The organism is Cognatiluteimonas lumbrici (assembly GCF_006476065.1).
GTDB lineage: Bacteria > Pseudomonadota > Gammaproteobacteria > Xanthomonadales > Xanthomonadaceae > Cognatiluteimonas > Cognatiluteimonas lumbrici.
Genome location: NZ_ML636798.1, coordinates 1,454,836 through 1,468,683 on the forward strand (window position 1 = coordinate 1,454,836; position 13,848 = coordinate 1,468,683).

A 13,848-nucleotide genomic window follows, 5' to 3' on the forward strand; every position below is an offset into this window, starting at 1 on the left:
CCTCTTCGCGCATGCACTACAGGCTCCGCGACAACCTGTCCCACTGCGTGATCGGCGAGCACGCGGTGTTCCTCGACGTCGAAGCGGACCGGTACTTCACACTGCCCGACCCCCTGCAGCGGGCGTTCCTGGCATTCGCTGGCGACCGCCATCACGCGCCGGCTTCCCCGGCACTTCTGGCGAGTGGCCTTCTGGTCCCGACGACCCCCGCCGATAGCCAGGATCCAGGCGTGCGGCTCGAGAGCCCGCTACGCAGTGCAAGGGAGATGGCCTCGTCCGATGCGGTCTTCGACGCTGGTGTCATCCTTGACCTGCTGTCCACCGTGTGGACCTGCCGGCGCCAACTCCGAAGGAAGCCCCTCAAGTCCGTGCTCGATAGCGCGGCCCGGTACCGCGACTTGCGGTGCGTCGCGCCATCTGCGGCAACCGCTCGCGCTTCCGAACAGCGCCTCCTGCGGGTCGCAAGGGCATTCCTCCGGGCGCGACGATACGTTCCCGCCACCCCGTGCTGCCTGCCCGATTCGCTCGCCTGCCTGCGCTTCCTCGCGCGCCGCGGCCTCTACGCGAACATCGTTTTCGGTGTCACCTACGATCCATTCTCGGCGCACTGCTGGGTCCAGGCCGGCGACATCGCACTCAACGAAACGGTCGGAACGGCCATGGCCCACACCATCATCCGGGTGCTGTGATGGGCTGTCGCTACATCCTCTTGCTCGGGGAACCGGCGGCCGACTCCCGCGACGAGACCTCGGTGATCCCCGGGCAGCTTCGTGCGATGGGGATGCAAGAGCGCCACTCGTGTGCGGGCGCGACGCTCTACGCATCGCCTGGGACGCCGACCCTTCGGGTTCCGGGCGGAGGAATCGTCATCGGACATCTGTTCCGACCGGACGGCATGCCGCTCCACGAGCAGTCGGCTGCCCTGGCCTCGCTCGACGCGAACGACGCCGGCCGATGGCTGGCACGGAACTGCTGGGGCGAGTACCTGCTGGTGCAACCGGCCCGGGACAACGGGCTGGGCCCGTGCATCACGCGCGACCCGTCCGGGGGCGTTGCCTGCGTCCACTCCATCCGTGACGCCGCGGGGTTCGCCACTTCGGACATCTCGATCGCGGAGCGCCTGGGGCTGTTCGAGCGCCGCGTGGACCGGGACTTCATCGCCCAATTCCTGGCCTATCCGTACATGAAGTCGGCGCGCACCGGCCTGTCCGGCATCCGCGAGCTGCTCCCGGGATGCACGCTGCACGTGCACCGCGGCGATGCCACGACCAGCCGCACCTGGTCTCCATGGGATTTCGTCGCGCCGGCACGGCGTCAGCGCGACATCGTGGAGGCTGCCTCCGGGTTGCGGGACGTGATCGAACGCACCGTCGGGGCCTGGGCAGGGGTGGACGGCACGGCGCTGGTGGAACTGTCCGGAGGACTCGATTCGTCCATCGTTGCCGCCTGCCTGCAGGGGAAGGCCGCGCGAATCCACTGCGCCACCCTGATCCCCGCACTGCCCGGTGCCGATGAACGCATGTATGCCGCACCCGTGGCCAGGAGCCTGGGCGCGGAATTGAGCTGCGAGCCCCTCGATGTCGACAACGCACGGTTCGACGCCCCGGTGCCGCCGTGGTGCGTGACGCCGGGCATCGCCCCGCTCCAGCACGCGGTGGACGGCATCATGGAAGGCGTCGCCGCCCGCGAGGGCTTCGACTCCCTGTACTCGGGCGGCGGTGGCGACACGGTCTTCGGGTTCCTGGGCGGAGCGGCGCCCGCCGCGGATGCGTTCCGTGAACGTGGCGTGCTGGCAGGTCTCCGTGCAGTCGACCAGCTCTCCGAGTTGCATCAGTGTACGTTCTGGCTGGCCGCCAGGCTGGCGCTGCGGAAACTGGCGAAGACAGGCGCCCCGCGCAGGCCCGCCGACGGCAGCCTGCTCGATCCCTCCGTGGTCCCGGATGCTTCGGAGCCGCACCCCTGGCGGGAGCCGCCCTGCCCCGCGCTGCCCGGCGATCTGGAGCGCATCGAGGGACTGGCAGGCACCCAGTTGTTCCGGGACGCAGTGCCGCGCGCGATGCGGCGATGTCTCCGTCTCCCGCTGCTGTCGCAGCCGGTGATGGAAACCTGCCTGTCCATCCCGAGCTGGATGTGGATAGACGGCGGCAGGAACCGCGCCGTTGCAAGGATGGCGTTCTCCGACGCGCTACCGTCCATCGTGCTGCAGCGAAGGAGCAAGGGCGACTTCGCCCAGTACAACGGCGCGGTCTACAGGCGCAACAAGGACGCCATGCGAAGGTTCCTGATGGACGGTGAACTCCGTGCCATGAACCTCCTCGACACGAATGTGCTGGACACGTTCTTCGATCGGCCGCTGGGCCCGCGCGACCAGTCGTACATGCGCGTCGTCGACCTGTGCAGGGCCGAGAACTGGATCCGCCATCAGTCCTGATCCCGCATGGCGCCCCAACGCGCGTACTGGGCGGCCTTGTCGTCATCCGGATCCTCGATCCCCTGCAGCCAGAACCGGAACCAGTCGAGGTTGCGTTCGTAGGCGGCGAGCATGTGGCGCGGCTGGAACTTGCGGTGCGGCTCGTCGGGGAACACGTACAGGTCGGCGCGTCCGGTCAGCATCAGCGGCGCGATGTAGTCCATCCCGTACAGGTACTCTTCCTCGGGCATCTGGAACAGGATCGGGATGTCGATGCTGTCCAGGGCGTAGACCGGCGACAGTTGCTTCCATCGCTCCGGAGTTTCTTTCGGCGACCCCAACCCCCAGATGGCCCGCAGGCCGGTCCGGAACATGTCGCCCTTGATTTGGTTCAGGAGATAGTAGGTGGGCGTGCAGTTCGGGGACGTCACCGAGGCGGCCGCCAGCAGGCCGGAGCGCATGGCCACCCAGAGGGTCACTTCGCTGCCGAAGCTGAGCCCGCCCATGCCCACGCGCTCGCGGTCGACCAGTCCCTCCGTGGCGAGCAGGTCGATCGCGCTCCTGACCGCACCGAGTGCCGTGTCGAAGCGCACCACGGCGTCCTTGACCGGCGGCGGGGAGTCGATGCACAGGGTCGAGATTCCGGCCTCGGCAAGGGACGCCAGCGGCCACTCGTCGCCCATGCCGCCGCGCAGGAAGCCGTTGCAGCGGTAGTAGTTGATGAACAGCGGCCGCGGCCCCGCGGCTCCCGAGCGTCCGACGAACAGTTGTCCGTCGAACTTCCTTCCCTCCGCGTCCGTCCAGGTGACCAGTCGGGATGAGATCGCTTCTTCCAGATCTGCATCGAGCGCGGCGTTCGGCGCATACAGCACGCGGCGCTTCCCGGTCGCGATGTCGACGGCTTCCAGCCTGGGGGGATTCGCAGCTTCGGCAGCGACGCAGGCCAGGGTCGTGGCCGACATTCCGCAGGTGCTGGAGCGGGTGCGGCCACCGTTGAGGAATCCCTGCGCCGCAACCACCGGGCGCACCGCACCGGTACCGATGTTCCAGAGGAAAATCGACTGCGCCTCACCCGCGTCGTGGTCGGTCACGGTGAACAGCAGCGCTTGGCCGTCCGGCCGCCACTGCACGCTGCTGATCGACTTGCCGGTGCACGCCTCGGCCTTGCAGGTGATCTCCCCTCCACCCTTGCTTGCGGGCAGGACGGAAAGCCGGGTCAAGGTCGTTCGCCTGGCGCGGTCGCCGCCGTCCGTGCGCAGGAGTACGGCAGTGCGGCCGCTGCGTTCGTCCTTCGCCTCGAAGACGGTGAGCGGCAGCAAGGACGGATCGGTCTTTCGCGGATCCTGCTCCCCGGCGGAATTCACCGGGGGAAGTTCCCGGCGCTCGCCCGTCTCCAGGTCGATCTCCCGCCAGCGGTCCGGGAGATCTCCGAGCAGCGGGCCGCGGGCGAACCAGATGCCGATGTAGCGCTGTGTCGCCAGGCGACCGCCCACGTAGCTGGAGCGGAACAGGTTGGCGCCCACCGGGACCGTCTCGTCGATGTGGATGCCGTTGTCGTACTCCGCTTCCTCGGCGCGCACGACTTCGGCGCGCGTGGCGCCCACGGCGTACCTCAGCGTCCTGCCTCCGTCGACCAGCGAGAACTCCCTGACGTCCGCGGGATCGAGGGTGACGGGCTGCGCCCCGGAGCCGTCCGCCGCCGCACGCCACACGTCGACCCTGCCGTCGAGCATTGCCCGGTAGAAGATGAACCTGCCATCCGGCGACCACACCGCGGTTGCCGGAAAGGAGCCGCCGGCGGAATCGCGCAGCGGCACACCCCCGTCGCCCACGCGACGCGGCGGCGCGCTTCCGTCCATCTCCTGGATGTACCAGGCCGAGTCGTAGGTGTTGCGGTCGACGGACGCCTGCTCGGCCCGGAATGCCACGAGCCGGCCATCCGGCGAAATGCTGGGAGTGGAGAGATCCACCACCTCCACCAGTCGCTGCGGGGGAATCTTCGCCGCATGGCTCGCGCCCGCGACAGCGGCCAGCATCAGGCCCGCCATGGCGATGGAGCGCATCTTGTCCTTCCTTCCGTTGCTCACCGGTCGTCCTCCTCAGAACCGCTTGGTCACGGACAGGCTCACGAACCGGCCGATGGCCGAGTAATTCGTGGAGTCGTACGGCGCGAAGGACGGGCTGGCGGGCGGATAGGTCGGCGGATCGCGGTCCAGCAGGTTGCGCGCGGACAACCCGAACTCGAGGTCGGACCAGGCGCCGTTGCCCGGGCCGGTGTCGTAGCGGATCGTGGTATCGAGCGTGGTGAACGAACCCGACTTTTCCTTTCCGCCTCCGACCGACGGCGCGATGACGCCATCGATGTGGTTGGCGAATCCCGAGACGCTGAATCCGCCATTGGTCCACACCCCGCCCACGCGGCCCTTGAACCTCGGCGGGCCGAACAACACACCGGAGAGGTCGTAAGTCTCCGCGCCCGGCACGCTCTGCTGCGAACTGTCGAGCCAGCTTGCCGAGCCTTGCAGCGCCAGCTGCCCGGGCCCGAGATCCATCCGGTAAGACCCGGACAGGTCGAAACCCCGGATGCGCTGGCGCGCCACGTTGGCGTAGTTGGCGTACATGATCGCGACCACCTTGGCGGGGTCGTAGGGCTGGCCTGCCAGGTTGTAGAAGACATCGGCCGAGTCGAGCAGCGCTTCCAGTTCCTGGACGGTCGGGGCGTGGCTGATGAATCGCTGGTAGACCGGGTTCTCCAGCGCGAGGTTCAGGTCGGTGATCGGCTGCACGACGCGGTCGGTGTAGTCGATGTCGAACCAGGTCAGCGTTGCGTCCAGGGCCGGCACGGCCTTCGGATGCAGCACCAGCGAGGCGCTGCGCGTGGTGGCGCGCTCCGGCTCCAGCCCCGGGTTGCCGCCGCCGAGCATCAGCACGGTGGCATCGGCGGGATAGCCCGGGCCTCCGAATTCCGTGGCGGGCCGCAACAGCGCCTGTTGCGCCCAGTAGCGCTGGAACAGAGTGGGCGCCTTGAACGACCTGCCCCAGGATGCCTTGAACGTGAGGTCCGACCCCGGGCTGTAGATCAGTCCGACCTTGGGCGTGGTGACCTTGCCGAAGCTGTCGTACCGTTCGCCACGCGCAGCCAGGTTCAGCTCGAGCCGCCGCGCCCATGCAATCCGCGTGTCGGGAGCGGCAAAGGGCAGGTGGAGTTCGGCGTAGGCGAAGCGGCTACTCTCCGAGCCGTCCACCGCGACGGCACCGGCCAGGTGCTGCTCGAGGGCGAATTCGGTGTCGCGATAGCCGACGCCGAAGGCGAGCCGGGCCTTGCCGCCCGGGAGTGCGAACAACGGACCTTCCGCGCCGACCTCTCCGGAGGCGAGTTCGTTGCAATAGCAGTCGGCGCTGAGCGGAGTGGGCGACCCGTCGGCGAGGTTGATCCTGGTCTGCCAGCTCAGCAACCGATTCCTGCCCCATCCCGCCCCCAACCGCATGCTCCAGTCGGCCGGCAGCAGGATGTCGATGCCGGGTGCGACCATGGTCGCGTCCGAGTCCTGGGCGAGGATGTTGTACCAGGGCAGGAGCTTGCTGTTGTATGGGTACTGGGTCTGGTCGCGGCCCGTCTTCAAGGCATCCAGGGAGAACTCGACGCGGTGGCCCAGCGACTGATGCAGGCTCAGCAGCGCGCTGCGCAGATGGCTTGCGGGGTAGAGCGTGGTCGGCTCGGCCATGTGGCGCGTGTAGTCGCGCTGGCTTGCGAGCAGCGGATCGGTGGAGGCGTTCTTGTAGGTGGCGATGAGGCCGCCGCCCGACCAGGTCGTGCCTGCGGTGGCGGTGTATTCGCGCGTCGCCAGGCCGCCGCCAGTCGCTTGTCCGTAGCGAGCGCCGACGGTGAGGCCGTCGTAGTCGCGTTGCAGGATGACATTGCCGACGCCGCCCACCGCATCGGACCCGTACACCGCGGAGGCCCCGTCCGGCAGGATTTCGATCCGGTCGACGGCTTCCACCGGGATCGCGCTGATGTCCACGGCCTGCACGAAGCCGCCGTACGACATGCGGCGCCCGTTGAGCAGCGTCAGCGTCGCGTCCGGGCCCAGGCCACGCAGGTTGAGCGACGAGCCTCCGGTGAGATTCTGGTTGGCCAGGCCCGCGGCGCCGGTGGTCGCGCCGCCCGCAACGCCCGGATTCTGGCCGCCGCTGAAGTTCTGCGGCACGCTGCGCACGACCTCGCCGAGATCGGCGAAGCCCTGCTCGCGGATGTCCTCGCTGCCGATCATGATCACCGGCGACGGGCTGGTGCCGCCGCGGATGCGCGTGCCGGTCACGGTGATCGTGCCCAGCGTCGTTGCCGCCTGCTCCGACTGGGCCGCGCGACTGCCGATCACCACGGTGCGCGCGTCGATCCGCCGGTAGCCGAGGCCACTGCCCCGCAACAACCGCGACAGCGCATCCGGCCACCCCATGCGCCCGCGCACCGCCCTCGCCTGCCTGCCGGCAACGTCGGCGACCTGGTAGCGGACTTCCATGCCGCTTTGCCGTTCGAACGCATCCAGCGAGGACGCCAGCTCCCCGGCCGGAAGGTCGAACTCGGACCCCGCCAGTTCACCGGCTTCAACTTGGCGTTGCGGCCCGCTCGCTCCTGCCGCGTGCTCCGCTGCCAGCGCAGACCCCGTCGCGCCGGCCACGGCGGCCAGCAACGCCACCGACATCGCGTCGTAAAGAATGCTCGTCTTCATCCCTGCTCCCCAAGTGATATTTGGGCGTGCCTCTACCCCTCGTCACGCCTCCGTAACTACGAATTCCGTAGCCTGAAAGCGAAACTACGATATGCGTAGTGCAGGAGTCAAGCGGTGGACACCGCGGCATCCGTGGACGCCCACGCGGGCGGAGCGGCCTGTTCCTGCGGCATTGCGGCCGCCGTATACGTTTACCGTAGTATCGAAACCGCGCGCCGTTCCCGATGCTTTTGCGTCGGGTCCCCTGGAACGTGCACGCGCTTGGCCGAGAAACGGCAACTTCCTGTCTTCAGCCGCCGCCTGCGCGAGGCTCGGGAGGCCTACGGGATCTCGCAGCGCAACCTGGGGATCGAGGCCGGCCTCGACGATTTCGTCGCCAGCACGCGCGTCAACCGCTACGAGACCGGCGTGCACCAGCCCGACCTGCAGACCCTGCAGCGATTGGCGGCGGTGCTCGGCCTGCCGGTGGCCTACTTCTACGCCGAGGACGACGAGCTCGCCCAGCTCATCCGGGAGTTCCAGAAGCGCAAGGGCAAGGGCAAGCCGAAGCGCTGAGGCGACGCGTCGCGTGCCACCCCGCCGGCCGGACCCCTACAACTCGTCGAGCTCGCCGCTGATCTGGATCTCCATGTCGTCGGCGGTGGAGGCCGCGATTCCGATCGCTGCATCGAGCTGCTCCGCGTCCATCGGCTCGGGCAGCTTGATCACGAAGTAGAGGATGTCGCCGCCCAGTTCCCAGGCGCCGAGCTTGGCGCTGCGGCTGTCGGCGAGGAGCTTCAAAGCCAAGTCCCCGTCGACCCCGTGGGACAGGCGCGCCGCCGGCGCGAACACCTCGCGCACGGTGTAGCCGCCGACGGTCTCGGTGCGGCCGCCCACGAACACCAGCTGGGTGCGCCCCTCGTCGCTGTAGGACAGGGTGATCATGTAGTCGCCGTCGGCGTCCACCTGGTACTCGATGCCGCGCTCCTGCAGGCGCGACTCCACCGAACCATCCGAGGCCAGCGCCAGCGGCGCGACCGCGGCCAGCAGCAACGACAGCGACAACGCAACACGCATGGACCACGACATCGGCAACCCCCTGGAAGCATGACACCGGAATGGTGCGGCGATCTTCCCATGGCCACGCGCGGCCCACCAGCGCTGCCCCGCCTGAACGCCCGTTACGCCACCGGGCCGGGCATCCGCGTAGGATGGAGACTCGCCGCGCTTCCCAGCGCCCCCTTCCACGCGTCACCGTCCCCACGCGGGGCGGACGTCCTCCGGGAGGGCCGATGCCCGGTTACCAGGTCCGCGAGATCGAGCACGCCGTCGCCGGCCGTCCGTTCCGGCTGCGCGTGCTCAGCGACACCCAGCAGTTCGCCGACCCCGACGGGCACGGCGAGCGCGCCGGCATCTCGTCGGCCACCTGGAGCCTGTTCGGGCAGCTGTGGCCGGCCGGCGCGCTGCTGGCACATGCCATGGAGCGCTTCGACATCGAAGGCAAGCGCATCCTCGAGCTCGGCTGCGGCATCGGCCTGGCCAGCTTGGTGCTGCAGCGGCGCGGCGCCGACATCACCGCCACCGACTCGCACCCGCTGGCCGAGGTCTTCCTCGCCTACAACGCCGCGCTCAACAACCTGCCGGCGGTGACCTACCGGCACATGCGCTGGGACGAACCGCTGCCGGCGCTGGGCCGCTTCGACGCGATCATCGCCAGCGACGTGCTGTACGAGCGCGGCCATGCCGAACTGATCGCCGGGCTGGTCGGGCGCCACGCCGAACCCCGCGCCGAGGTGCTGGTCACCGACCCGGGCCGTGGCAACAGCAACCGTTTCACCCGCCTGCTCGCGGGGCAGGGCTTCGACGTCGAGGAAGAGCGCTGCCCGATCGCCGACGACGACCCGCCGCCCTACCGCGGCCGCCTGCTGCACTTCCGCCGCGGCGGCCCCGCATGAGCGCCTGCAGCCGCTGCGACGCCGTGTGCTGCCGCCTGACCGTGGTGGTCCAGCCCGAGGATCGCATCCCCGCGCACTACACCACCCGCACCGCCAGCGGACTGGAGGTCATGGCGCGCGACGGCGAAGGCTGGTGCGTGGCCGTGGACAACGCGCGCATGCAGTGCTCGATCTACGGGACCCGTCCGCAGGTGTGCCGCCGTTTCGCCATGTCCGGCCCGTACTGCCGCGACCTGCAAGCCGATTACCGCGACCGCAACGCCCGCGGCATCCCGCTCGTGCTGTACCAGGAGGCCCCATGACCAAGCCGAAGAAGCCGCACCACGTCGCCATCCCGCGCAAGGCCCACGTCCGCACCCCGATGACCCACGAGGCCATCGCCGCCGACATCGATGCGTTCCGCGGCGCCGGCGGCAAGATCGAAGTCCTGGGCGTCACCCGCACCCTGCTCAGGATCGATGCCGAAGAACCCGACACCCCCAGCAAGGAGAACTAGTGGCCAAGCCCAACTACTCGTACGAAAAGCGCCAGCGCGAAATCGCGAAGAAAAAGAAGAAGGAAGAGAAGGAAGCGAAGAAGCGCGAGGCGAAGGGCACGTCGCCCGGCGCGGGCCCTGCCCAGGAAGGCTAGCCGGGCCTCAGCCTTCCTCTTCGAAGGACTGGTTGGAGATTTTCCACTCGCCGCCCATGCGCACCAGGGTGACCGTCCCCCGGTGCGGCGAAGGCTCGCCGTCGAGCATCCCCGGCAACGCGCCGCGCACCTCCAGGGTGGCGGTGTCGCCGTCCACGGTTTCCGACAGCACCTCGGGCCGAAGCGGGACCAGCGAGCGCATGAACCCCAGCGCCTGTTCCACCTGGTCCGGCGTCATTCCGGCCAGTGATGCCCGCACCTGCGCGGCCGGCTGCGGCGAGTACGGGAAGATCGCCTCGGGCGAGTCGGCCGCATGGATGGCCTTGGCGTACTGCAGGTAGACCTCGGTCGGACTGGCGTCCGGCATGCCGTGGCTGAAGTAGTCGGGTTCCTGCGCGTGGCTGGTCGGGGCCGCCAGCGCAAGCGCCATGGCGAGGAACATCGAGAGTGCGCTGTCCATGCCCCCTCCAACGCAGTGCGGGCGGGCCGAGTGCCAGGCCGCTTCAGGCCTTCAGCTTCCACCCCGTCCGGAAGATCCACCACACCGCCGCCAGGCACGCGGCCAGGAAGCCCAGGATCGCCGCGATGCTGATTTCGACCGCCACGTCCGCGGTGCCGTAGAAGCTCCAGCGGAAGCCGCTGATCAGGTAGACCACCGGGTTGAACAGGGTGATGGTCTGCCACACCGGCGGCAGCATCTTGATCGAATAGAACGCACCGCCAAGGAAGGTCAGCGGCGTGATCACCATCAGCGGCACCACCTGCAGCTTCTGGAAGTCGTCCGCCCACAGCCCGATGATGAAGCCGAACAGGCTGAAGCTGATCGCGGTCAGCAGCAGGAACGCGAGCATCCAGAACGGGTGCTGGATCTCGTAGTCCACGAACACCCGCGCCGTGGCCAGGATCAGCACCCCGAGGACCAGCGACTTGGTCGCGGCCGCGCCGACGTAGCCGACCACCACCTCGACGAAGGACACCGGCGCCGACAGCAACTCGTAGATCGTGCCCGACCACTTGGGCATGTAGATCCCGAACGAGGCGTTGGAGATGCTCTCGCCGAGCAGCGACAGCATGACCAGGCCGGGGATGATGAAGGCGCCGTAGCCCACGCCGTCGATCTCGCCCATGCGCGAACCGATCGCGGTGCCGAACACCACGAAGTACAGCGAGGTGGTGAGCACCGGCGAGACGATGGACTGCATCAGCGTGCGCCCGGTGCGGGCCATCTCGAAGCGGTAGATGGCGCGGATGGCGTGCAGGTTGAGGTTCACGTGGCCTCCATCAGTGCTGCCGCACCAGGCTGACGAAGATGTCCTCGAGCGAGCTCTCGCTCGAGTGCAGGTCCCTGAAGTCCACGCCCAGCTCGGCCAGCCGCCGCAGCAGGCTGGCGATGCCGGTGCGCTCCTCCTGCTGCACGTCGAAGGTATAGGTGAGGGTGCTGCCGTCCTCGGACAGCTCCAGCGGCAGGTCGGCCAGCGCCTCCGGGATCGCAGGCAGCGGCGACTGTAGCGTGAGCGCGAGCTGGCGCTTGCCGAGCTTGCGCATCAGCGTGGCCTTGTCCTCGACGAGCACGAGCTCGCCGTGGTTGATCACGCCGATGCGGTCGGCCATCTCCTCGGCCTCCTCGATGTAGTGCGTGGTCAGGATGATGGTCACGCCTTGTTCGCGCAGCTCGCGCACCATCTGCCACATGTCGTGGCGCAGCTCCACGTCCACGCCGGCGGTGGGCTCGTCCAGGAACAGGATGCGCGGCTCGTGGGCCAGCGCCTTGGCGATCAGCACCCGCCGCTTCATGCCGCCCGACAGCGCCAGGATCTTGCTGTCGCGCTTGTCCCACAGGGAGAGCTGGCGCAGCACCTTCTCCAGGTGCGCCGGGTCCGGGGGCTTGCCGTACAGACCCCGGCTGAAGCGGCAGGTGGCCCAGACCGACTCGAAGGCGTCCGTGGACAGCTCCTGCGGCACCAGCCCGATCAGCGACCGCGCCGCCCGGTAGTCGCGGACGATGTCGTGCCCGTCCGCGGTCACCGTGCCCGAGCTGGCAGTGACGATGCCGCAGACGATGCTGATCAGCGTGGTCTTGCCGGCCCCGTTGGGCCCGAGCAGCGCGAAGATCTCGCCCCTTCGGATGTCCAGGTCCACGCCCTTGAGGGCCTGGAAGCCCGAGGCGTAGGTCTTGGTGAGGTTGCGGATGGTGAGGATGGGGGGCATGGAGTAATCCTGCCACGGGCTGGGGGTCTTCCGATGGCCACCTGCGTCCAACTCATTGATCTGTCGGAAATCTCAGCTCCTGCGACCTGTTTTAGTAGTCTTACTACTAAGGACTAGTCACTGGGACTAAAAGCGCGCAAAATGCGCGGAAGTAGTCCCAGCGGGGAGCGAGCAGATGAATGCCGAACTGAAGCCGATCGAACTGATCAGGCAAGCACGCAGCAGCCACACCTATCAGGAAATCGCGAGGATCCTGGACGTAAACCAGAGCACCTTGCGTCGCTGGCGCATCAGCGAGTCAGTTCCTCCGCACCGGGAAGACTCCATCCGGCAGCGGCTTCTTCCGCTGATCATTGCCCCCGCCAATGACGATGGCTCGTTCACCTTTATCGATCTGTTCGCAGGCATCGGCGGCATCCGCTATGCCTTTCAGCGCCACGGCGGACGGTGTGTTTTCACCAGTGAGTGGAACCAGTTCGCCCAGAAGACATACCTCGCCAATTTCCCGCACGAAGAAGGCCATGTTCTTGAGGGAGATATCACTCGTGTCGAGGCAGAGGACGTCCCGGATCACGACGTGCTGCTTGCCGGGTTTCCTTGCCAGCCTTTCAGCATTGCTGGCGTTTCCAAGAAGAATGCTTTGGGCCGTCCCCACGGCTTCGCGGACACAACTCAGGGGACGCTCTTTTACGACGTCGCCAGGATCATCGCAGCGAAGAAGCCAAAGGCTTTCCTCCTCGAGAACGTGAAGAACCTTGTCTCCCACGACAAGGGAAATACGTTCCGCACGATCCTGCAGGTTCTCAAGGAAGAGCTGGGTTATGAAGTGCATTACAAGGTCATTGATGGCCAGCACTTCGTGCCCCAGCACCGGGAGCGAATCATCATCGTAGGATTCCGTGAGCCCGCCGGATTCACGTGGGAGGACCTGCGTCTCCCCGATTGCACGAAGCGGATGAAAGACATCCTGCTCCCCGCAGAAGAAATCGACGATCGCTACACGCTCAGCCCCAAGCTCTGGACCTACCTGAAGAATTACGCAGCGAAGCACAAGGCTGCAGGTAACGGCTTCGGCTATGGGTTGGTGACCGAGGATTCGGTTGCACGGACGCTGTCAGCCAGGTACTACAAGGACGGCTCGGAGATCCTCGTCTCCCAAGGCCCCCGCAAGAGACCCCGCCGACTTACCCCGCGTGAATGCGCGCGTTTGATGGGGTTCCCGGATTCTTTCCAGATCCCGGTGAGCGACACCCAGGCCTATAAGCAGTTCGGGAACAGCGTGGTTGTCCCTGTGATCCAGGAGGTTGCCCGGATCATGGTGCCCCGGCTGATGGAGTTGATCCTGAGAGACCCTGCCTCGAGTGAGCAGCGTGAATTGACTCTCGCCTGACCTGGAGCTATCTGCGCCTATCATCGGCCGCATGGCCGATATCGTGGATCAGGCAACCCGAAGCCGGATGATGTCCGGCATTCGCGGCTCTAATACCAAGCTGGAGCAAGTGGTCCGTCGGGCGCTGCACGCCAGGGGCCTCCGATATCGTTTAGGGGGCGCAGGTCTTCCAGGCCGACCGGACATTGTGTTTCCACGCTTCCGGACAGCTGTGTTCGTGCACGGATGTTTTTGGCATGGCCACTCATGCCCGCTTTTCCGTTTACCCAAGACACGCCCTGATTTCTGGCGGCAGAAGATCGAATCGAACACGGAGCGCGACTCGCGTGTTCTTTTGCAGTTGGCAGATCTTGGCTGGCGCACCTTGGTGGTGTGGGAGTGCTCGCTGAGAGGCGCGAGTGAGGATCTGCGTTCCAGATTCTTCGACAAGCTGGCAGAATGCATTCGCAGCTCTTGAGGTCGAATCCGTCGGGAATATTGTGAGACCAATCTGAGTTCGGTGGAGCCGCGGGAGAAGCCTTTTTGGCATGTGCTCCTAGGAAGCAA

General features: G+C 67.2%; 15 protein-coding genes. 9 read left to right on the forward strand and 6 right to left on the reverse strand.

Features of this window, described 5'->3' with window-relative positions; all coding sequences use genetic code 11:
- The first annotated feature begins 11 nt into the window (after nucleotides 1-11).
- A complete protein-coding gene (locus tag E4F25_RS07055) occupies nucleotides 12-689 on the forward strand; it encodes a lasso peptide biosynthesis B2 protein (RefSeq protein ID WP_140909463.1) in 678 nt (225 codons plus the stop codon).
- Complete coding sequence (locus E4F25_RS07060; protein WP_140909464.1) at nucleotides 689-2,431, forward strand: asparagine synthase-related protein; 1,743 nt, start codon at nucleotides 689-691, stop codon at nucleotides 2,429-2,431. Before E4F25_RS07055 ends, E4F25_RS07060 begins: the two co-directional genes overlap by 1 nt.
- On the opposite strand, the gene E4F25_RS07065 is transcribed toward E4F25_RS07060, so the two are convergent.
- Entirely contained in the window at nucleotides 2,422-4,473 is a 2,052-nt protein-coding gene (locus E4F25_RS07065) for an Atxe2 family lasso peptide isopeptidase (protein WP_140909465.1), read from the reverse strand. The genes E4F25_RS07060 and E4F25_RS07065 overlap by 10 nt on opposite strands.
- 36 nt (nucleotides 4,474-4,509) lie before the next feature.
- Nucleotides 4,510-7,140, reverse strand: a complete 2,631-nt coding sequence (locus E4F25_RS07070; protein WP_140909466.1) for a TonB-dependent receptor — start codon at nucleotides 7,138-7,140, stop codon at nucleotides 4,510-4,512.
- Between the two features lie 261 nt (nucleotides 7,141-7,401).
- Between E4F25_RS07070 and E4F25_RS07075 the strand changes: the two genes are divergently transcribed.
- A complete protein-coding gene (locus E4F25_RS07075; RefSeq protein ID WP_140909467.1) occupies nucleotides 7,402-7,695 on the forward strand; it encodes a helix-turn-helix domain-containing protein in 294 nt (97 codons plus the stop codon).
- Nucleotides 7,696-7,731: 36 nt separating this feature from the next.
- Here E4F25_RS07075 and E4F25_RS07080 read toward each other — a convergent pair whose 3' ends face one another.
- A complete protein-coding gene (locus tag E4F25_RS07080) occupies nucleotides 7,732-8,208 on the reverse strand; it encodes a hypothetical protein (protein ID WP_140909468.1) in 477 nt (158 codons plus the stop codon).
- A 203-nt stretch (nucleotides 8,209-8,411) separates the two neighbouring features.
- Between E4F25_RS07080 and E4F25_RS07085 the strand changes: the two genes are divergently transcribed.
- Genes E4F25_RS07085 through E4F25_RS11655 form a run of 4 tightly spaced genes read left to right on the forward strand, consistent with a single transcriptional unit; the run spans nucleotide 8,412 to nucleotide 9,704 of the window.
- The gene (locus E4F25_RS07085; RefSeq protein ID WP_140909469.1) at nucleotides 8,412-9,074 is read left to right on the forward strand and encodes a class I SAM-dependent methyltransferase; all 663 of its coding nucleotides are present in this window, start codon (nucleotides 8,412-8,414) and stop codon (nucleotides 9,072-9,074) included.
- A complete protein-coding gene (locus E4F25_RS07090) occupies nucleotides 9,071-9,376 on the forward strand; it encodes a YkgJ family cysteine cluster protein (protein ID WP_140909470.1) in 306 nt (101 codons plus the stop codon). Before E4F25_RS07085 ends, E4F25_RS07090 begins: the two co-directional genes overlap by 4 nt.
- Nucleotides 9,373-9,570: a hypothetical protein gene (locus E4F25_RS07095; protein ID WP_140909471.1), complete on the forward strand. Its 198-nt coding sequence runs from the start codon at nucleotides 9,373-9,375 to the stop codon at nucleotides 9,568-9,570. The genes E4F25_RS07090 and E4F25_RS07095 overlap by 4 nt, the downstream gene beginning before the upstream one ends.
- Nucleotides 9,570-9,704, forward strand: a complete 135-nt coding sequence (locus tag E4F25_RS11655; RefSeq protein WP_281283943.1) for a hypothetical protein — start codon at nucleotides 9,570-9,572, stop codon at nucleotides 9,702-9,704. Before E4F25_RS07095 ends, E4F25_RS11655 begins: the two co-directional genes overlap by 1 nt.
- 7 nt (nucleotides 9,705-9,711) lie before the next feature.
- On the opposite strand, the gene E4F25_RS07100 is transcribed toward E4F25_RS11655, so the two are convergent.
- Genes E4F25_RS07100 through E4F25_RS07110 form a run of 3 tightly spaced genes read right to left on the reverse strand, consistent with a single transcriptional unit; the run spans nucleotide 9,712 to nucleotide 11,912 of the window.
- Entirely contained in the window at nucleotides 9,712-10,164 is a 453-nt protein-coding gene (locus E4F25_RS07100; protein ID WP_140909472.1) for a nuclear transport factor 2 family protein, read from the reverse strand.
- A 43-nt stretch (nucleotides 10,165-10,207) separates the two neighbouring features.
- Entirely contained in the window at nucleotides 10,208-10,975 is a 768-nt protein-coding gene (locus tag E4F25_RS07105) for an ABC transporter permease (protein WP_140909473.1), read from the reverse strand.
- Between the two features lie 10 nt (nucleotides 10,976-10,985).
- Nucleotides 10,986-11,912 carry an ABC transporter ATP-binding protein gene (locus tag E4F25_RS07110; protein ID WP_140909474.1) on the reverse strand — a complete coding sequence of 309 codons (927 nt, stop codon included), beginning with the start codon at nucleotides 11,910-11,912 and terminating at the stop codon, nucleotides 10,986-10,988.
- A gap of 175 nt (nucleotides 11,913-12,087) precedes the next feature.
- On the opposite strand from E4F25_RS07110, the gene dcm reads away from it, so the two are divergent.
- Together dcm and E4F25_RS07120 are read left to right on the forward strand one after the other, a co-directional pair.
- A complete protein-coding gene (gene dcm, locus E4F25_RS07115; RefSeq protein ID WP_140909475.1) occupies nucleotides 12,088-13,302 on the forward strand; it encodes a DNA (cytosine-5-)-methyltransferase in 1,215 nt (404 codons plus the stop codon).
- 31 nt (nucleotides 13,303-13,333) lie between these two features.
- Nucleotides 13,334-13,759, forward strand: coding sequence for a very short patch repair endonuclease (locus tag E4F25_RS07120; RefSeq protein WP_140909476.1), 426 nt, complete (start codon nucleotides 13,334-13,336; stop codon nucleotides 13,757-13,759).
- Nucleotides 13,760-13,848 lie beyond the last annotated feature (89 nt).